The sequence below is a fragment of the Pseudomonas sp. BIGb0164 genome, from assembly GCF_024810135.1.
Taxonomy (GTDB): Bacteria; Pseudomonadota; Gammaproteobacteria; order Pseudomonadales; family Pseudomonadaceae; genus Aquipseudomonas.
On sequence record NZ_JANUEA010000010.1, the window covers coordinates 1 to 19023 of the forward strand.

Genomic DNA, 19023 nt, shown 5'->3' on the forward strand with positions numbered 1-19023 from the left:
CGAGTGTTGGGGCAAGAGCCCTTTTGGTTACTTTTGGCTGGGCCGGCATTCCGGGCTCTTTTCCAAAAGTGACCCGCCGTAAGGGCGGAACCATACTCCGCCATCACCCAAATAACGGATATGCCCCCTCAACAAAATTAACGCGGACAATTCCCCCCAATCCCCTCCCCCCCAAACGCCCGCCGAACAAACCCCGTCGAATCCCCCAACGACCCATTCACCGTCCCCGAATGATCCAGCTCCGGATAAAAATGCCACTCCACCCGATCCCCCACCTTGCACGCCTCCCTCACCAACGCCTTCTGCCCCGGCACAAACACATCACGGTCCTTACCGCCCGTCCCCAAAAACACCGGAACATCGGTTTTCAACGTGGGATACGCCGACTCACGATAAACCCGCTCCAACGCCACCTTGGGCGAACGCTTGAAGCTGTTATTGAACGTCAACCCATCCGCCACCACCCGCTGCTCAATGGCATGCAAGCAATCCTCCTGGCTGGCCTTGAACGCCGGCAACGCCTGATCAGCCAAGTAATCGGCCGGCACAAAGGAAGGATCAAGCAAAGCCGCCGTACTCAGCCGCAACAGGTTGTAGGCAAACGTCGGCACCACCGAACGGCGCGCCTCTTCAAGCTCGGGGCTTTTGCCGTGGGTGTGGGTCGAGGCATAAGGCGTGCCCGTCGCCACCACGCCGACAAGTTCCACCTCCGGCGCATAGGCCTTGGCCGACACCGCCGTGGCAAACGCCGCACGGCCGCCCTGGGATTGGCCAAACACCACCACCCGCCGAGACAGGTTGAATCCCCCCGCGCCCACCGCCCGAATACTGTCGAGCACGCCATAGGCCAGCGGGCGGGTCAGCCCGTAAGGGTGCAAACCCGGCGTGCCCAGCCCCTGGTAGTCAGTCGCGACAATCGCATAACCCTGGTCGAGCCAATAGTTGAGGTAACGCGTGTCCCGTGGGCTGCGCGCGTTCAGTGACGGCGCGCACCGGTCAGCGCTGCCCACCGTGCCGTGGGCCCAGGCCATCAGCGGCCAGCCACCGGCAGGCGGTGTGCCCTTGGGCACGAACAGCGCACCGGACACCGCGATGGGCGTGCGGTTGTCGAGCCCGTCGGTGGAGGAATAGAGAATGCGCAGGTTCTGCGCGGCCGACGCCAGGCTCTGTGGCGGCGTCAAAGCCTCGCTGCGCAGCAGCTTGCCTGGCACCGTCGGCACCGGGCCGTTCCAGGTGTAGAAACCCTCGGCAGCGCTGCTACTGCCCGCGATCAACACCCACAGCAACGCCCACCCACGCATCGACGATCACCAGCCTTCTTTCAATATGCGCAATTCCAGGTACTGCAACAGCATGAGGGTCTTGCCGTCGACAATCTCACCGCTCTGCACCATGGCCAGGGCCTGCTCGAAGCCCAGTTCAAGCACTTCAATGTCTTCGCCCTCTTCCTCGATGCCGCCGCCACTGCCCACCTGGTCGCCTGGCTGGTACTCACCGATGAAAAAGTGAATGCGCTCGGTCACCGAACCCGGACTCATGAAGGCCGAGTAGATTTTTTCCACATGATGGACGCGGTAGCCGGTCTCTTCTTCGGCTTCCAGGCGGATGCGTTCTTCGGGGCTGGCGTTGTCGAGCAAACCGGCAGCGGCTTCGATCAGGTAGCCGTGGTAGTCGTTGACGAAGGTGGGCATGCGGAACTGACGGATCAGCAGCACGGTGCGTTGCGCACGGTTGTACAACAGGATGGTCGCGCCATTGCCTCGGTCGTAGACCTCACGGGTCTGGGCCTGCCAGGTGCCGTCCTGGCGGCGCAGGTCGAAGCTGTATTTCTTGAGGATGTACCAGTTGTCCGAGAGGGTTTCTTCGGCGTTGATGCGAACGGGGCTGTTGTCCATGGTCGGTCCTTAGCGCGTGGAAGGTGGAGCATGTGGTTGCGCCAAGGCCAGCGTCAAGCGGATCACTTGCGGCTACAATCGCGCTCCACGAAGGATCTCTCCAGGTTCAAGGAAATGATGCTGCACATCCCGACGCTACGGATAGTGGTGCGCGTCCAAAGCGCGGGGGCGCAATCGAGTTCAGGTGCCAGCAACCGTCTGAGCCGGCGCCTGCTTGATACGCGACCAGGCGGCGGCGACTTCCTCGGCGCTGTGCGCTTTTACCCGCGCGAGGTCCCGCGGGTAATCCACTCCGGGGTTTTCCGTGAACCGCGTCGCGGTGAATTGGCCATTGCTGGCGCGCAAGATATAGCCCGTGTCGTCGCACTGCGCACTGGCCAGGAATACCACGCCCGGTGTCACCCAGTCCGGCTTGAGTTCGTCCGGCTCTTCAGTCACGCCCCACATGCGGGTCTTGGCCACCGGCGAGATCGCGTTGACACGAATACCGGCCGGCGCGCCCTCATGGCTCAGCGCATTCATGATGCCCAGTTGCGCCATCTTGCCGGCACTGTAGGCCGCCAGCCCCGTCTGCTCGTACTGCGCATACATGGCGCGGTCGGAGGTGGTGAGAATGATGCGCGGTGAGCGGGAGCGCAGCAGGTGCGGCCAGGCGTGCTTACACAACCAGAGTGGCGCGTAGAGGTTGATATCCATGGCCCGTTGCAGGAACGCGGGGTCGAGGTCTTCGATGTTTTGGTAGCCCACCCAGCCTGCGTTGTGGATCAGGATATCGAGCTGCCCGAAGGCCTCGATCGTGTGCGCGATCAGTTGCCGGCAACCCTCTTGCTGGGATAAGTCGCCCGCTACGCCGATCACCGCCAGGCCTTCAGCCTGCAACGCCTGGGCGGCGGCCTGTACCACCGATGGGTCGGCACCTGCCCCCACCTTATCGGCCCCGATGTCACTGATCACCACCCGGGCACCGCCCATGGCCAGCGCTCGTGCATAACTGAGTCCCAACCCGCGTGCGCCACCGGTGACAATCGCGGTTTTTCCTGTGAAATCCATAGACGTGCTCTCCTGTTCGGCTGCCCACCCTAACAACCCGTGACGGGCTTGTTCAATGCTGTAACACTTTGCAAGCTATCGCCCCTGACGGTGGTCGAATTAATTCCTGCCCGCGCAAGCCATCTGGTAAAACCCGTGCTTCGCCTTTGTCCTGGAACCTTCATGTCATCTCGTTTTATGTCTCGCCTGGGCCTGCGCTGGTTTCCCCTGTTGTGCATGGCGTTGTTGATCGTCGGCCTGCCGGTGGGCTGCGCCGTGCTGCAACACAAGGAACGCGAGCTGGTGTTTCGCATCGAGCCTGGCACGGCGGGTTGGTACACCGGCTTGCCGAAAGCCGTGCAGGAGTTCGACCTCAAGCCCGCCAGTTTCAAGTCGGGGCAGAATATTCACGGCTGGTGGTGGCCGGCAGACAAGCAGGACGCCCCGGCGATCCTCTACCTGCACGGCGTGCGCTGGAACCTCACCGGGCAGCTGTTTCGCATTGAGCAATTGCACGCGCTGGGCTATTCGGTGCTGGCCATCGACTATCGCGGTTTCGGCCAGAGCCAGGGCGACTTGCCTTCGGAAACCAGCGTGTACGAAGACGCGCGCATTGCCTGGGAGCGCTTCCAGGTGCTGCAGCCCGACCCAAGCAAACGCCTGCTCTACGGACACTCATTGGGCGGCGCCGTGGCCATCGACCTCGCGGCCGAGCTAAGCAAACAAAACCCGGTGCCGGTACGCGGGCTGGTGATCGAATCCACGTTCACCTCCCTGGCCGATGTCGCCACCGCCGTGGCCAACACCTCGTTGCCGGTGCGCTGGTTGCTGTCGCAGAAATTCGATTCGATCGACAAGATCGCCGAGGTGCACATGCCGCTGCTGGTGGTGCATGGCCTCGACGACCGCTATGTACCGCCGCGTTTCAGCCAGCAGTTGTTCGATGCCGCCCAGGACCCCAAGCGGTTGTTGCTGGTGCCAGGCGCCAGTCATAACAACAGCATGAGCCTGGCGGGTCGCAGCTATGGCCAGGCGCTGGACAACCTGATGCGCGCGAAGGTGCCAGCACAGGTGGTGACACACTCCACAGGTCGCAACGGCGACTCCTGAAAGCACTTTTCGGCACCCGGTCTGCGCTTGGCTGTCAAGCGCAAACCCTGCCCATACTGGCCCGCGCCGGCAGTTGATCAAATATTAACCGCGGGTTAAATCGCCAACCCTGCCGGGCCTTCGTAAAGTTATCCACAGAGATACCCACGGTTTTCGTGGACAACTCTTTTTATTTTTTTACGATTTTTTTGCTCAATAAATGCTTTCAGGAAATGTACCCGGCAGCAGAATTTCGCGGTTCACATCGCGTATATCGTTATAGCCACACAACGCCATCGACACGTCCAACTCACGGGCGATGATGTCCAGCGCCTTGGTCACGCCCGCCTCGCCCATCGCACCCAAACCGTACAAATGCGGCCGCCCGATCAGGGTACCTTTTGCGCCCAGTGCCATCGCCTTGAGCACGTCTTGCCCGGAGCGAATACCACCGTCGAGCCACACTTCAATCCGTTTGCCCACGGCCTCGACGATTGCCGGCAACTGGCTGATGCTCGACGGCGCGCCGTCCAACTGGCGGCCGCCGTGGTTGCTCACCACCAACGCATCGGCGCCGGAATCGGCCGCCAGCCGCGCATCTTCCACATCGAGGATGCCCTTGATGATCAGCTTGCCGCCCCAGCATTTCTTGATCCACTCCACATCGTCCCAGCTCAGGCGCGGGTCGAATTGCTGGGCGGTCCACGACGACAGCGAACTCATGTCGGCCACACCTTTTACATGCCCGACAATGTTGCCAAAGCCCCGGCGTTTGGTGCCAAGCATGCCCATTACCCAACGCGGTTTGGTGGCCATGTTGAGGATATTCGGCAAGGTCAGTTTGGGCGGCGCCGAGAGGCCATTGATCAAGTCCTTGTGGCGCTGGCCAAGGATCTGCAGGTCCAGGGTCAGCACCAATGCGTCCACGCCTGCGGCCTTGGCGCGCTCGATCAACTGCTCGATGAACGCGCGGTCGCGCATCACGTACAACTGGAACCAGAACGGTTGACCGACGTGTTCGGCAATGTCTTCCAGTGAACAGATGCTCATGGTCGACAAGGTGTAGCGCAGGCCGAACGCGGCGGCGGCGCGGGCGGTGAGGATCTCGCCGTCGGCATGCTGCATGCCGGCCAACCCGGTCGGCGCCAGGGCCACCGGCATGGCCATGTCCTGGCCGATCATGGTGGCGCGGATCGAACGCGAATCGATGTTGCGCGCCACCCGCTGGCGGAATTTGATCTGGGCAAAATCGCTTTCATTTGCCCGGTAGGTGCTTTCAGTCCAGGAGCCGGAATCGGCGTAGTCGTAAAACATCCTTGGGACACGTTTTTGCGCGAGCTTGCGTAAGTCTTCGATGGTTGTGATCAACGACATCGGGGTCACCTCTCCCTGAACTGAACACAGAGAGTAAGCGTAGATCCGCCATACAACCAGCCATTGCGTTTACATCACCCGAGGGCTAATCTCGCACAAACCCGCAAAAAGACGCACAAACATGCAAAACACTCATCACGCCATCGACCTGCCTTCGTTGCGCAAGCAGAAGATCCTGTTGCTGCTGGAGCGCGACGGCAAAGTCACCGCCGCTGAACTGGTGGAACATTTTGCCGTGTCCCAGGACACCATCCGCCGTGACCTCGGCGAGCTTGCGGCAGCCGGTCTTTTGCAACGTGTCCACGGCGGCGCCCTGCCCCGGCCCAAAGACACCGGCAAGGATTTCTTCACCCGCGTCGGCGAGACCAACGACGCCAAGCGCCAGCTCGCGCAATTGGCCGCAGACCGTGTGGAAGACGGGCAGATTGTGCTGTTCGATTCCGGCTCAACCACCTTGAAAATCGCCCAATCCTTGCCACGCAACATCCGCCTGACGGTGGTCACGCCGTCACCGATGATTGCCGTCGCCCTGGCCGATCACCCCAACGTCAAAGTGATTCTGGCCGGTGGCCAACTCAACCCGGCGACCCTTTCCACCAGCGGGCATGAAACCGTTCGCCTGATTGAAAGCGTCAAGGCAGACCTGCTGTTTACCGGCGTGTGCGCGCTGCACCCGCAGATCGGCATCAGCTCGCTGCATTTTGATGAAGTGGCGGTCAAACAGGCCCTGCTCGACAGCGCCTCACACGTAGTGGCGGTGACCATGGCGGACAAACTCGGCGCCGTGGAGCCCTTTATCGTGGCGCCATGCAGCCGAATCCATACGTTGATTACCGAATGGCATGTGCCGAGTGTCGAGGCGTACGAGCAGTTAGGCTTGGAGGTGTTGAGGGTGGAGGTCGAGTAGGTCCAAGGCGTCAGCCACAGCATGCCCGCTGGCGGTGTTATCGAAAATGCACCATGTGAGAATACCCTGCGCAACCGACTGCTCGAGCAGGCGCGCAAACGCCTGCACACGCTCCAGGCCATAGGCGCTGTGATAAAGACGCGGTGAACCGTGCAGACGCCAATAACGCACGCCTTGCCAACCGCCGGGGCTCGCCCCGCGTTCGATCACGGGTGGGTCAGCAGCCACCCGCGCCACCTGGAAACGCTCCAACAACGCCTCGGCCTTGAGCCAACTGGCATGACGCGGTTCAAGCACAATGGCTCCGGTATAGCGTTGGCGCAGAGCGGTGAAAAACGTTGCAGCCACGCCTGGCTCATAGCTCAGTGAGGGAGGCAGTTGCACCAGCAAACAGCCTAGCTTTTGACCCAAGTGCAGGCATTGCTCAATGAACTCATCCAGGGCGGTCTCACAGTATTGCAAGCGAAGTTCATGGGTGATGTTTTTCGGCAATTTGACTGAAAAGCGAAATGCCGATGGCACCGAGTCGTGCCAACGCTCATAGGTCTTGGCCAAATGCGGGCGGTAAAACGAACTGTTGATTTCCACCGCATTCAAGCGCATTGCGTAGCGCTGTAAATGCGTGCCCTCGCTTTTAAAGGCCGACGCGTATTGCCGAGGCAAGCTCCACCCCGCACAGCCCACAAACAGCGGCGCCGTCAAAACAGCACCGCAGCCGCATCGCGCATGAAAATCTCAATGGTCTTGGGGCCCACACCATCAAACTCACCCAGGCGTTTTTCAAACGCCTGGCGATTATTACTGGCGTCGCGCATCTGCGTGATGTTGCCCGCGTATTCCGCGTTCAGTTTGGCACTCAGATCGAGCAGGCGCTGTGCGGTGGACTCGTCATAACGCACGTAATGCGCGCGCCCCAGCATCGCGACTAATTCGCGGGAGGTGCAATGTTGCAACTTGCGCGCCGTGTCCCGGCCCTCTTCCTCGACAATCACCCGATAAGCCTGGGCCGCGATGGGCGCCTGGATGCGTTTACCCATTAGGAAGCTGGCAAGAAACCATTTGAACAGGCTGCTGTTGTCTTCAGGCGTGAGCTCAATGCCGAGTTCCGATGCACTAATTGAACGAGCCATGGTTATTCCCCCAGCATGGGATCGGAGCTTTTTTCATCACAGGCGAACGGGATCATGGCGGTGACTCCTGGCAGTTGAACGCCCCTTGAAACAGCGGCCCTGTAAACAGCAGAGGCCCACTCTGAGGGGATAGTTCAAGGAAATTGCCCGGGCAGACCATCGGAGAAATAAACGCGAATTAATTTAAACCTTCGGCGCACACGCCCGCTCAACAGACGGTAGCCACACCTTCCCACCCAACGTTCGCCACAGGAGACACCCCACCATGAGTTCCCGACTCACTGCCAAGAAGATCCTGATCATCACCTCCAACACGGGTATCGAGCGCGACGAACTGCTCAAGCCTCTGCAGCAACTGCGCGGCGATGGCGCGACCGTGACCCACGCTTCCAGCAAGGGCGGTACGACCCAGACATTTGTGGGCGACACCGAGAAAGATAAGGCGGTGGAATCCGACACTAAATTGTCCGAGGTCTCCAGCGCCGACTTTGACGCCCTGATCATCCCAGGTGGCACTGTAAATGCCGATACCCTGCGCCAGGACACGGCAGCTCTCAAGCTGATCAATGAGTTCGTCAAAGCCGGCAAAACCGTGGCGGCCATCTGTCACGGGCCGTGGGCGTTGATCGACGCTGGCGTCATCAAGGGCAAGACCCTCACCTCGTACAAAAGCGTGCGCACGGATCTGATCAACGCCGGAGCTGCCGAATGGGTGGATGCACAGGTCAAGGAGTGCAAGGCCAATGGATGGGCGCTGATCACCTCACGCACGCCAGACGATTTGCCGGCATTCAACGACGCCATCGCCAAGGCTGTTGCCGGTTGATGGCCTTCCACTGAACGAAAACAGGCGCCCTGGGGCGCCTGTTTTTTTAACGGCAGTTTCAGCTTCGACGGTGATCGGGCATCTCGCGCTTGGGCCCGAACATGGCCCAGGCGATGAGCCCAAACAGCGGCACAAAAATCAGAATGATCAGCCACAGCCCCTTGGTCTCCCAGCCACCGGTGCTGCGTAATACGATGTTGATTGCCCACAGCTCCAACAGCAGCAGAATCACCGCCAAACCGATCCAGACATAATCTATTTGCATGCGTCACCTCCTGAGGTCGTATGCATTAGGTCAAGGGATCGGCGCGAGGGTTCATTAAAACTGCCCGGCGATGGCCTTTCGTCGCGCACGGGGAAATTTTCCAAACTTTGGTTCCAGGCCATGACTCCCACTAGGTAAGCCCCCTTGAATTGACCCGGAGGCGGCGAAACATGGAAAAGGGATCACGTCATGAAGACCGATATCTCGCGCAACATCGTGTTGATCATCTGCCTCGCCGGATGGCTGGGCAGCCCGGCCCATGCGGCCTTCGGCGATGACACCAGCCCACCGCCCAGCTTGAGCGGGGACAATGCCCCAGGCTCTGCCCTGCCGCCAGGCACCTACCCCAGCAGCCCCGCCGACAGCGACAAGAAAGCCGATTCGACGCCGAAAAAAGACAGCGTCAAACCGGCCCCCAAACCCAAGCACCGCAGCGATAAAACCCAGCCGAGCCGCACACCTCGCACCGGGAGTTAGCAGCTTATTCGCTGCCGTCGTAGTCGCCGATAAAGTCCAGGCGCTGGTCCAGCCACTGCCGGACAATTTCCCGCGCTGCCCTGCGTGCGTCATCGGCCGACAGCCCGCGCTCTCGCTGCAACCAGGTCGCCGTCAGTTGCCGTGCCGGCTCGATGGCGGCCAGTGCCTGCTGACGGGATTTTTTTGGCCACAGCGCGTCATCGGTCCAGCTGCTTATAGCGGCGGCGGGATCCTGCGCGGGCGCCGCCGGCGTGAGGAAGTCCCGTGGTGATACGGTTGCCCGAAGCCCCAGTACATTCCACGCGGCGTAGCTGGCAAAGCGGATGGTGCCCGTGTTGCCGCTGGCCGTGGAGATGGCCGGGTCGAAAGCGGCGTCCAGCTGTTTCCAGGGCGTTTGCTTGAACAAGTCACCTTGCGGCGCACACACGGGCGCGAAGGTATCGCGGGTGGAGCCGTACAAAGGCCCGAATGCTGCGTACGCATCCGCGCCGTGGCGACTGAACACAAAGCAGTGCACATAGGCGCGCTGGTCACCGAAAAACACGTACTGCGCACGCTCGATCATCATGCGCAGCAGGGTCAGCATGACCTGGTCGCGGCTGACCTTGGTGTCGTTCTCGAGGTCCTGGTAAATCCCCCAGGGGAAACTGTCGGTCTTGAGCACCGCCAACACCTGCTGGCGGTTGGCGTCGGCTTCTTCAGCGGTCACCCCGCTGGTGGGTTCGAAACGTTGCAGGTACACCAGCCAGGCCGCAGCCAGCTCACTCGTCGGGTAACCGCGCAAGCCCTTGGCGGCGTCGGCCGGGCGGTCGGGAATGCTGGCGATGATCGCATCGAGCTCGGCGGTGTCCGGTTGGGTGAGCGTGCCCACTTCGACCACCCGCTGGCTCAGCAAAGGTTGCAGGCAAGTGACGTCACGGCCGCAGGCATTGCGGGTTTGCAGCCAGGCGCGCTGGCCGTTGCGCAACGCCTCACGCGGCGCGCCTTCGAGCTTGTCCATGGCACGCCGGTAGTGTTCGCCCAGCGTGGTGTCGAGGCGGCTCAATTCGGCATTGGCGCAGAGTGTCTGCTCGACGAGTGTGACGGCTTTCTTGCAGTCAAATGAGGCTGCCCAGGCCGGTGTACAAGCACCCAGCAGTACCCCGGCAAGCCACAACAACGAAGCGTATTTTTTGACCCTGCAATCCATGGCGATCCTTGAAGATGAGGCGTTGAAGGCGCGTAGTGTGCCGCGCCTGTTGCCGATTACAAAGCCTCATCTCGGGTGGCGTCAAAGCGCTCCCGCGCTTGGCGAAATGCGTCAGCGTTGTCCACCACCCAACTCCACAGCGGGAACATGTTCACCAACAACTGTGTGCCGAGGGGTGACAGCGCGTATTCGACCCGGGGCGGTACTTCTGCGAAGTCGTGGCGCAGCACCAGGCCATCGCGTTCCAACTGGCGCAGCGTGCGGGTCAGCATGCGCTGGGTCACGCCTTTCATGCGCCGGCCGATCTCGGCATGGCGCAACCGGCCGTTCACCCCCAGCACATGCACGATCCCCAGGGACCAGCGGTTGCCGGCATGGGTCAGCAGCTCGCGCTTGAGGCCGTCATCGTCTGCGCTCAGGGCATCGCAGGCCGCTTGCGAGCGTCGGATGATCTCGTGGTTATCCATGCGGGTCTCCCGGTATCACTGGTGTGCCTTCTTATGCGTGGCGATGAATTCTGCAAGCATGCCACGACTTTCAACCTCGACGGAGAACCCTATGACCCCTTCTTCCATTCTGATACTCGGTGCCGGGGAACTGGGCATGGCTGTGCTGCAAGCGCTGGCCGCTTCGACCGCCTCACACACCACGCGAATAGCGGTAATGCTACGCCCTGCCAGCCTGCAATCGGCCACCGCCCGGCAGCTGCAAACATTGGGTATCGAGTTGCTCGCCGGCGACTTGCAGAACGACAGCCAAAGCACCCTCGCCGCGCTTTTCGCACCCTTCGCCACGGTCATCTGTTGCACCGGGTTTGCCGCAGGCCCGGGCACCCAGCGCAAGCTCGCACGGGCGGCCATTGAAGGCGGCGTGCAGCGCTACGTGCCGTGGCAATTTGGCGTGGACTACGACGTGATCGGTCGCGGCAGCCCGCAGGATACCTTCGATGAACAGCTGGATGTACGCGACCTGCTACGTGGCCAACAAGGCACACAGTGGCTGATTATCTCCACCGGGATGTTCACCAGTTTCCTGTTCGAACCGTCCTTTGGCGTGGTCGATTTACCCAACAATACCGTGCATGCCCTGGGCGATTGGGACACCGCCGTCACCGTCACCACCCCGGAGGATATCGGCCGGCTGACGGCGCAGATCGTGCTGGCGCAACCGCCACTCACCAACCAGGTGGTGTTCACTGCCGGCGACACCCTGACCTACGGGCAACTGGCCGATACCGTGGACGCGGTGCTGGGCATCACCCTGAACCGCGAGCGTTGGTCGGTGCCGCATTTACAGGCGGAACTGGCCGAGACGCCGCACGACAACCTGAAGAAATACCGTGCCGTATTCGCCCAGGGCAACGGCGTGGCCTGGGACCCCGCCGTGACCTTCAATGCACAGCATCAGATTGCGGTGACAGACGTCGAAAGCTGGATCCGCCAGCACCTCACGGCACCGGCAACCACCCGTTGAACTCACCCCGGGCCGTCAACGGGCACCAGGCGAAATCCTCCAAGGGCGTCGGCAACGGCTGACGCTCGGCCGCCGTCAATGCACCGCCCTTCCAATCGAATACCCGCGTACCTCGCCAGGCCAGGACCACACCCCGGGCCTGGCTGTCGTCCGTGTTGACCCAGCACGCAGCCGCAGCGGCCATGAACGCTTCGATCGGCTCGTCGTCGATCTGCGTGCGATAGGCTGAGCCGAGCAGCCAGCGGCAGATATTCAGGTGGTAGGTCCAGTCCAGCGGCGGCTGGTTGCGGTAGGCCCACGTCATGAAACTGCGGAACAGGTTCAGGCCTTCCGGTGGGTCGAGCTTGAGCAACGCCGGGCAGATGTCGAACAAGGTGTGCCAATGGGGCAGCAGGCGTGCATCCAGGTGCACGAAACAACGGGAATTGCTCGGGTAGTCAGGCAGAGTCGGTTCTGCGCGCAGGCGACGGGACGCCTTGCTGACCAGGCGGCGAGCGCCGGCAGGCAATACAGGGTTCATGGAACGCACTCACAGTCGTGACGATAGAACGCCCCCTGGTCACAGGAGGCCCAAGGCACACGTCAGAAAGCTGGAGAAGCGCGGGGGTTGGCCGACGGCCAGGAATATCGCGGAGGCGCCTTGCTGCGCCGTTCATGGGCCGGGCGTGGGGTTTGCCCAAGGCCGAGCAACCAGGCCAGGCCGATCAGGAACACGATGGCGACGGTCACCGCGTTGCACACCGGGCAGGCAAAGTAGTTCGAGATGTTGCTGGACGCCGGGTTACTCAACCCTTTGTCGGAAAGTGGCGCCTGCTTGCCCTCCACGGAACAGAACGCGCCACCGATCCCGTTGAGCTGCTGGCCCATCATCTGGCCATGCCCCAAACCGCAGACGAACACGTTCATCAGCACGCAGAAGTACAGGGTCCAGGCGATCAGGGCGCGGTCGGGGTGGCTCAATTTCATGGCGGCGACTCTACCACCGAAGCCGCGCAGGGATGAAGCACGACGCGCCCCTGTGGCAGAACGTCGCAGATTACGTGGGCTGGCCTGGGTTGGTAGACTGTGCGCCCGCATCGTTACTCCTTTCCCAAGCCTGATGTGCAGCTCCAGAGCAATGCAGGCGTTTCACAGGATGCACAGTTGATGAGTACGTTATTCACCCGCCGCAAAGTGCTGACCGGTATGGGCCTGTTGGGCCTGGGCAGCCTGCTGGGCGGCTGTGACTACAGCCCCAAGCTGAACTTCAAGTACGGCAAGGACCTCAGTGACAAGATCATGGGCCGCACCTTCAAGCTCAAGAACACCGACGGCGAGACCGTCACCCTGAGTTCGTACCGTGGCCTGATGCCGGTGGTGTTCTTCGGTTTTACCCAATGCCCGGCGGTGTGCCCCACCACCCTGGCGCGTGCCGCCCAGGCCAAGAAGCTGATGGGCCGCGATGGCGAGATCATGCAGGTGGTGTTCATCACCCTCGACCCCGAACGCGACACTCCGGAAATCCTCGACAAGTACGTCAAGGCCTTCGACCCCAGCTTCGAAGCGCTGTACGGCACCCCGGAAGAGATCGCCGTGGCCGCCAAGGAATTCGGGATCTTTTATGAAAAGATCCCCGCCGGCGACACCTACACCCTGTCCCACACCGCCACCAGTTTTGTCTTCGACACCCGTGGCAACCTGCGCCTGGGCCTGCAGGCGTCCCTTACCGCTAAAGAGTGCGCAGAAGACCTGCTCACCGTCATGGAGGTCTGCTAATGACTGCCGTTCAACACCTCAAGCGCCTGACCCTCGGTCTCACCCTGCTGGGCCTCGCCGCCCACGCCAGCGCCCAGGTGCTGGTCACCGACGCCTGGGTGCGCGCCACCGTGCCGGGCCAGCCGTCCAGCGGTGCCTTCATGACCGTCACCGCCGATACCGACAGCAAGTTGCTGAGCGTAGCCTCGCCAGTGGCCAAGGACGTGCAGATCCATGAGATGAGCATGAAGGACGACGTGATGCGCATGGGCCCGGTGGACTCGGTTGCCCTGCCCGCCGGCAAGGCGGTCACCCTCGACCCGAATGGCTACCACGTGATGCTGATGGGCCTGACCGGCCAGATCAAAGAAGGCGACCAGGTGCCGCTGACCCTTACGGTGCAAGACGCCAAGGGCAACAAACAAACGATCGACATCAAGGCCCCCGCCCGCGCCCTCGACGGCATGGACCACAGCAAAATGCACTGACTGTAGTGAGCGGGCTTGCCCCGCGCGGCGGCGTATCAGACAACCCCCAAGCGCCAGGTAGATCGCCGTTTGGTGTGTCAGGTAGGGGTTGGGTGACTGATACGCCGCGGCGCGGGGCAAGCCCGCTCACTACAGGTTTGGCTCACGTAAAAAGTCGATCAGGGCCCGCAGTTTGCGGCTGACGCGACGGCGGCTGGGGTAATACAGGGTGTACCCGGGCAGCGTCGGGCACCAGTCTTCGAACAGGCTCACCAGTTCGCCTCGCGCAATCAGCGGGTCGATATGCCCGCTGATCATGTAGCCGATCCCCAGCCCGTCCAGCACGCTTTGCACCAGCGCCGATGAGTCATTGACGATCATCCGCCCGCTCACCGGCAGCAACAGTGTCTCCTGGCCCCTGGCCAAATCCCAACGCTCCACCACGCCACTCGACGCACGAAAGCCGATGCAGTTGTGCTGCAGCAATTCGCCCGGGTGTTTCGGCGTGCCGTATCGGGCGAGATAGCCAGGGGACGCGATCACATGCATACGCAACGCCGGCCCGACCTTGACCGCGACCATGTCCTGCTCGACGAAATCCCCAAAACGAATGCCCGCGTCGAAGCCCAGGCGCACGATGTCGACCAGGGCATTTTCCAGGGTCAGTTCCAGGTCGATCTGCGGGTGGGCTTCAAGAAACGCCGACAACAGCGGTTGCAGCACCGTCAAGTAGCCGGCACGGGGCACGTTGAGGCGCAGCAGGCCGGACGGCAAGCCGCTGCTGTCGCCCACCTCCTGGGCCGCTGCCGTCAGTGCGTTCACGGCCGGCTGCACCTTGGCCAGGAACCCCGCCCCCGCTTCCGTCAGGCTCACGCTGCGGGTGGTACGGTTGAACAGCGCGACACCCAGGCGCTGTTCCAGGTTGCGGATCACCTGGCTCACCGCCGAGGGCGACACGCCCAGGCGCACGGCGGCGGCCGAAAAGCTCGCGTGTTCGGCGACACACACAAAGGTCACCAGCCCGTCGAGTTGATCCTGGCGCATAGGTTGCTCCGCAGAAAAGGCACGGTATAGCACAGGCATTATGAAGATTGGCTTCAAAGCCTTAACGGCATACATAAAAGCTCTGCCATCAACACTTACTATATATTTTCAATCTGCAAACAGACCCGATAGCCTGATTCTGCCGCCCTCGCCTGCGCGACAGCGGCCCACAATTCCAAAAATAAATCGGGTATCCCTGTGAACACATCCCCTCGCGCCCTGAAAAGCCTGCTCCACCTGGCGGTGGCTTTCGCCCTCTTCAACAGTTTCGGCGCCCAGGCGGCCAATACCGGCGAGCTGCCGTGCGCCACCACCGAACAATGCGCTGACCAAGCGGCAAAAGTCGGCGCCACCCCCGACAGTTCGCAAACCGAACACAAAGCCAAGGGCGACCCGACCCAGACCCAGTTCGCCTGGCTGAACCGCATCAACAAAGCCTCGATCGTGATGCTCACCGAAGAAGGCATCGTCAAGCCCGAGATGGGCCAGAAGATCGCCGGTGGCGTGCGCTACGCCATCGCCCAGGCCGACCAGCCCGGTGGCACGCGCCCGAGTGACGTGCTGCAACTGGAAAAAATCATGACCGACAAGATCGGCCCGGAAGCCTCGCTGATCCACTCCGGCCGCAGCCGCCAAGACATGCTCGCCACCTACCGCCTGGCCGCCTTGCGCAGCCAGGTGCTGGCCTACAGCGAAGCGCTCAACGCCACGCGCCTGCGCCTGCTGAACATTGCCGATAAAAACGTCGACACGCTGGTGCCCGCCTACACTAATGGCGTGCAGGCCATGCCCATCAGCTATGCGCATTACCTGTTGGCCTTCGAGGCGGCGTTTGACCGCGACGGCCAGCGCATCCGTGAGCTGTACACGCGCCTGAACAAGAGCCCGATGGGCACGGCGGTGCTGGCGAACTCGGCGTACCCGCTGAACCGCGAACGCCTGGCCGAGCTGCTGGGTTTTGATGGGGTGCGTGAGAACTCGCTGGATTCGAGCCAAGTGTCGACCTACGACATCCCGATTGAAGCGGCCAACCTGGCCTCGTCCTCGGCGATCCGCGTGGGCGCGATGATCGGCGACATCCACACCCAGTACCATCAGATCCGCCCGTGGCTGCTGCTGGATGAAGAAGCCACCTACACCAGCAGCGCGATGCCGCAAAAACGCAACCCGGGCTTGCTGATGCGTGCCCGTGAAAGCGCCTCGGACGTGGTCGGCCTGGCGCAGGCGGTGACCCTGCGTGCCCACAACGTCACCACCGGCATGACCGACTACAAGTTCGCCTTCGACTCCCTGGGCGTGTTCCGCTCCACCAAGGAGATGTTCGAAGCCACCGACGCAGTGCTCGACGCGTTGCAGATCAACCCGCAGCGCGCGCTGGAAGAGCTGGAGTCGGAATGGACCACCTCGATGGAATTGGCCGACACCCTGGAGCGCCAATTCAAGGTGCCGTTCCGCATCGGCCACAGCTTTGCCTCGCTGATCGTGACCGAAGCCCGCAGCAACGGCACCACGCCGAAAACCTTCCCGTATGCCGATGCGCAGAAGCTGTATAGCCAGGCAGCGGACAAGTACAAGTGGACGCCCAACACCTTGCCACTCGATGAGGCCGGTTTCCGCGCGGCGCTGTCGCCGACCACCATGGTGCAGACCCGCAAAGGCACCGGCGGCCCGCAACCGCAAGAGGTCAAGCGCATGCTGGCGGAGGCGCGCAAGACGCTGGAAGGCGATCAGCAGTGGCTGAAAGAACGACGTGAAAAGCTGCAGAACGCCGAAGGCAACCTCGACAAAGCCTTCGACAAACTGGCCAACACCAAAGGCTGACACGCGGTTCAACAATGTGGGAGCGGGCTTGCTCGCTCCCACATTTGCTCCGCGTCGGCCTCAGCTCGCCAACTCCCGCCGCAACACCGTCCGGTCAATCGATCGTTGCCATGCGCAGATCGCCAGGCAGGCCACGCAGTTGCCCAGTACATTGGTCAACGAGCGGCACTTCATCAATCGCTCCACGCCCAGCAACAACCCGACGCCTTCCAGCGGCACCAGTTGCAGGATGTTCAAGGTCGCAATCAGGGTAAACAGCGCCGAACCCGCCACGCTGGTGGAGCTCAACGAGGTGATCAGGCAGATCACCAGTACCGCGAGCAATTGCGGCAGGGCCATCTCCACACCGGCCATGTGCGCGAGGAACATGATCGCGGTGGTCAGGTACAGGTTGGTGCCAGCCAGGTTGAAGGTGTAGCCGGTGGTCAACACCAGGCGTACCAATTGGCGGTCGCAGCCCAAGGCTTCGAGTTTGTTCACGCACCCCGGAAGAGCAGCCACGGAAGAGCCGGTGAATGTCACCAATAACAACTCTTCTTTTAAATAAATAATCAGACTGGATAACTTAACGCCGACCCAACGCGTGACAGCGGCAAATACCACACCCACAAATAACGCACTGACCAGATAAATAACCACCACAAACTTCAACAAGGGTAATACCGAACTAACGCCGTATTTACCCACCACAAATGCCATCGCCCCAAAGGCTGCCAAAGGGGCAAACTTCAAGATAATCCGCAACAGATAGAACAGGCCCTGCACACCCGCCTCCAGCCAGCCCAGGCAGCGGTTGCCGACGCGGCTACCCCGCCCCAGCAGCAGCCCGCAGACAACGGCAACGCACATCACCTGCAGCACCAGGCTTTGGGCAAACACGTGATACAGCGTGGAAGACGCCGACAACAGCGACAGTTCGTGCAGGAAGCCTTCAGCCGGTAACGGGGGCGTCGGCAACGCGCTGTGCTCCAGGTTGAACACCCAGCCGGTTGCCATGCCCACCACCAGCGCAGCGCAAGACATCAATTGGAAATACACGATGATCCGCCGCACGACATGGCGGTGATGGGGTTCGCGCTTGATCCCGGCAACACCGGTGGACACCAGCACAAACAGCAGGAACGGCATCAATAAACCGACCAACTTGATGAACGCGTCACTGAGCACTTTCATCTCGATTGCCAGGTCCGGATACACCAGGCCCAACGTCATGCCCAGTGCGATGGCAATCAGAATAGGCAGGGTTCCGTTCTGGGTATATCGGGTGAGCATCGGCACTCCGGCATGTTTTTACTTATTGTTATTGTCGGCATCCGACACTTTCGGCATATTGACCGCCTGGCCGCTGCAGGCCGCAAATAATAAAGTCTTGTCACGGGATATACCACCATGGAACTTCGCCATTTACGTTATTTCATCATGGTGGCCGAAGAGCGACATTTCACCCGTGCCGCTGCGCGCCTGAACATGCAGCAACCGCCCCTCAGCCAACAGATCCGCGCCCTTGAAAAGGAGCTGGGCTTCGACCTGTTCAAGCGTCACCCCAAGGGCGTCGACCTCACGGCCGGCGGCCTGGTGTTTCTGGAGGAGGCCCGGGTGATCCTGGCCCGGGTCGAGCACGGCTCGCTCAAGGCGTCCCGGGCCGCCCAAGGCATCGAAGGCACCCTGGTGATCGGTTTCACCAGCTCCGCCGCCGCCCACCCGCTGATCCCACGAATCATCCGCGCCTACCGCGAGCGCTACCCCGGCGTGGAACTGTCGATCAACGAAGGCAGTGCCCGGGAAGTGACCGAGGACAGTATCGAAAAACGCCTCGACATCGGCATCCTCCGCGCCCCTGTCAGCACCCACCAGAGCCTGACCTTCCACCGCCTGCTCAACGAAGAAATGCTGCTCGCACTGCCCACCGGCCACCCCCTGCTGAACGACGCGGCCATCCCCCTGGTCGCCCTTAAGGACGAGCGCTTCATCCTGGTCCGCCGCCCGGGCGCGCCGGGCATGTACGCCAACCTGATCAAAGCCTGCCAGAACGCCGGCTTCGAGCCCAGGATCGCCTTTGAAGTGGAACGCATGCTGACCAACGTCAGCCTGGTGGCAGCCGGCGAAGGCATCTCGGTGGTGCCCGCTTCCATGCGCGATGTGCACCGCGAAAGCGTGGTGTACTGCCGGATCAAGGACGCCCGCCCGAAATTGCTGGCGCCGATCACGCTGGTACGCCGTACTTTCAACCCATCAGCGCCGCTGCAAAACTTCATCGAGCTGGCGCGGGAATTAAGCGGGATCTATCGCAAGGCATGAAACGT

22 protein-coding genes are annotated in these 19023 nt (G+C 61.7%); 9 read left to right on the plus strand and 13 right to left on the minus strand.

Annotation, left to right across the window (positions count from 1 at the left end; translation table 11 throughout):
• Positions 1-137: 137 nt before the first annotated feature.
• From M2394_RS23850 to M2394_RS23860, 3 genes are all read right to left on the minus strand, one after another.
• Positions 138-1301, minus strand: coding sequence for an alpha/beta fold hydrolase (locus M2394_RS23850; protein WP_259174793.1), 1164 nt, complete (start codon positions 1299-1301; stop codon positions 138-140).
• Between the two features lie 6 nt (positions 1302-1307).
• Complete coding sequence (locus tag M2394_RS23855) at positions 1308-1895, minus strand: NUDIX domain-containing protein (RefSeq protein WP_259174794.1); 588 nt, start codon at positions 1893-1895, stop codon at positions 1308-1310.
• A 180-nt stretch (positions 1896-2075) separates the two neighbouring features.
• The gene (locus tag M2394_RS23860; RefSeq protein ID WP_259174795.1) at positions 2076-2945 is read right to left on the minus strand and encodes an SDR family NAD(P)-dependent oxidoreductase; all 870 of its coding nucleotides are present in this window, start codon (positions 2943-2945) and stop codon (positions 2076-2078) included.
• 162 nt (positions 2946-3107) lie between these two features.
• On the opposite strand from M2394_RS23860, the gene M2394_RS23865 reads away from it, so the two are divergent.
• On the plus strand, positions 3108-4034 hold the full coding sequence (locus M2394_RS23865; RefSeq protein ID WP_259174796.1) for an alpha/beta hydrolase: 927 nt from the start codon (positions 3108-3110) through the stop codon (positions 4032-4034).
• A 192-nt stretch (positions 4035-4226) separates the two neighbouring features.
• On the opposite strand, the gene M2394_RS23870 is transcribed toward M2394_RS23865, so the two are convergent.
• Positions 4227-5387: an alpha-hydroxy acid oxidase gene (locus tag M2394_RS23870; RefSeq protein WP_259174797.1), complete on the minus strand. Its 1161-nt coding sequence runs from the start codon at positions 5385-5387 to the stop codon at positions 4227-4229.
• Between the two features lie 121 nt (positions 5388-5508).
• Between M2394_RS23870 and M2394_RS23875 the strand changes: the two genes are divergently transcribed.
• Positions 5509-6294 carry a DeoR/GlpR family DNA-binding transcription regulator gene (locus tag M2394_RS23875; protein ID WP_259174798.1) on the plus strand — a complete coding sequence of 262 codons (786 nt, stop codon included), beginning with the start codon at positions 5509-5511 and terminating at the stop codon, positions 6292-6294.
• Here the strand turns inward: M2394_RS23875 and M2394_RS23880 are convergent.
• Both M2394_RS23880 and M2394_RS23885 read right to left on the minus strand, forming a co-directional pair.
• A complete protein-coding gene (locus M2394_RS23880) occupies positions 6259-6897 on the minus strand; it encodes a DUF72 domain-containing protein (protein ID WP_405046583.1) in 639 nt (212 codons plus the stop codon). The genes M2394_RS23875 and M2394_RS23880 overlap by 36 nt on opposite strands.
• A 95-nt stretch (positions 6898-6992) precedes the next feature.
• A complete protein-coding gene (locus M2394_RS23885; protein WP_178922141.1) occupies positions 6993-7424 on the minus strand; it encodes a DNA methylase in 432 nt (143 codons plus the stop codon).
• Positions 7425-7689: 265 nt separating this feature from the next.
• Between M2394_RS23885 and M2394_RS23890 the strand changes: the two genes are divergently transcribed.
• A complete protein-coding gene (locus M2394_RS23890; protein WP_178922142.1) occupies positions 7690-8250 on the plus strand; it encodes a type 1 glutamine amidotransferase domain-containing protein in 561 nt (186 codons plus the stop codon).
• Between the two features lie 58 nt (positions 8251-8308).
• Here the strand turns inward: M2394_RS23890 and M2394_RS23895 are convergent, their stop codons facing one another.
• A complete protein-coding gene (locus M2394_RS23895) occupies positions 8309-8515 on the minus strand; it encodes a PLDc N-terminal domain-containing protein (protein ID WP_178922144.1) in 207 nt (68 codons plus the stop codon).
• A 189-nt stretch (positions 8516-8704) separates the two neighbouring features.
• Here M2394_RS23895 and M2394_RS23900 point away from each other — a divergent pair, with 189 nt between their 5' ends.
• The gene (locus M2394_RS23900; RefSeq protein ID WP_259174800.1) at positions 8705-8992 is read left to right on the plus strand and encodes a hypothetical protein; all 288 of its coding nucleotides are present in this window, start codon (positions 8705-8707) and stop codon (positions 8990-8992) included.
• A gap of 4 nt (positions 8993-8996) precedes the next feature.
• Here M2394_RS23900 and M2394_RS23905 read toward each other — a convergent pair whose 3' ends face one another.
• Both M2394_RS23905 and M2394_RS23910 read right to left on the minus strand, forming a co-directional pair.
• Positions 8997-10181 carry a lysozyme inhibitor LprI family protein gene (locus M2394_RS23905; protein WP_259174801.1) on the minus strand — a complete coding sequence of 395 codons (1185 nt, stop codon included), beginning with the start codon at positions 10179-10181 and terminating at the stop codon, positions 8997-8999.
• A gap of 56 nt (positions 10182-10237) precedes the next feature.
• Positions 10238-10648 (minus strand): helix-turn-helix domain-containing protein, encoded by a 411-nt coding sequence (locus M2394_RS23910; protein WP_178922150.1) that lies wholly within the window; start codon positions 10646-10648, stop codon positions 10238-10240.
• Between the two features lie 91 nt (positions 10649-10739).
• On the opposite strand from M2394_RS23910, the gene M2394_RS23915 reads away from it, so the two are divergent.
• Positions 10740-11654, plus strand: coding sequence for an aromatic alcohol reductase (locus M2394_RS23915; protein WP_259174802.1), 915 nt, complete (start codon positions 10740-10742; stop codon positions 11652-11654).
• On the opposite strand, the gene M2394_RS23920 is transcribed toward M2394_RS23915, so the two are convergent.
• Positions 11629-12174 (minus strand): putative natural product biosynthesis protein, encoded by a 546-nt coding sequence (locus M2394_RS23920; protein ID WP_259174803.1) that lies wholly within the window; start codon positions 12172-12174, stop codon positions 11629-11631. The two genes, M2394_RS23915 and M2394_RS23920, sit on opposite strands and share 26 nt — an antisense overlap.
• A 62-nt stretch (positions 12175-12236) precedes the next feature.
• The gene (locus tag M2394_RS23925; RefSeq protein ID WP_259174804.1) at positions 12237-12620 is read right to left on the minus strand and encodes a DUF2946 domain-containing protein; all 384 of its coding nucleotides are present in this window, start codon (positions 12618-12620) and stop codon (positions 12237-12239) included.
• Positions 12621-12800: 180 nt separating this feature from the next.
• On the opposite strand from M2394_RS23925, the gene M2394_RS23930 reads away from it, so the two are divergent.
• Positions 12801-13409, plus strand: coding sequence for an SCO family protein (locus M2394_RS23930; protein ID WP_034106413.1), 609 nt, complete (start codon positions 12801-12803; stop codon positions 13407-13409).
• Complete coding sequence (locus tag M2394_RS23935) at positions 13409-13876, plus strand: copper chaperone PCu(A)C (RefSeq protein WP_259174806.1); 468 nt, start codon at positions 13409-13411, stop codon at positions 13874-13876. The genes M2394_RS23930 and M2394_RS23935 overlap by 1 nt, the downstream gene beginning before the upstream one ends.
• Positions 13877-14005: 129 nt before the next feature.
• On the opposite strand, the gene M2394_RS23940 is transcribed toward M2394_RS23935, so the two are convergent.
• The gene (locus M2394_RS23940; protein ID WP_259174807.1) at positions 14006-14899 is read right to left on the minus strand and encodes a LysR family transcriptional regulator; all 894 of its coding nucleotides are present in this window, start codon (positions 14897-14899) and stop codon (positions 14006-14008) included.
• Between the two features lie 198 nt (positions 14900-15097).
• Between M2394_RS23940 and M2394_RS23945 the strand changes: the two genes are divergently transcribed.
• Positions 15098-16720: an argininosuccinate lyase gene (locus M2394_RS23945; RefSeq protein ID WP_259174808.1), complete on the plus strand. Its 1623-nt coding sequence runs from the start codon at positions 15098-15100 to the stop codon at positions 16718-16720.
• Between the two features lie 60 nt (positions 16721-16780).
• On the opposite strand, the gene M2394_RS23950 is transcribed toward M2394_RS23945, so the two are convergent.
• Positions 16781-17992, minus strand: a complete 1212-nt coding sequence (locus tag M2394_RS23950; protein WP_259174809.1) for a cation:dicarboxylate symporter family transporter — start codon at positions 17990-17992, stop codon at positions 16781-16783.
• 117 nt (positions 17993-18109) lie between these two features.
• On the opposite strand from M2394_RS23950, the gene M2394_RS23955 reads away from it, so the two are divergent.
• A complete protein-coding gene (locus tag M2394_RS23955) occupies positions 18110-19018 on the plus strand; it encodes a LysR substrate-binding domain-containing protein (protein WP_178922160.1) in 909 nt (302 codons plus the stop codon).
• Positions 19019-19023: the final 5 nt, after the last annotated feature.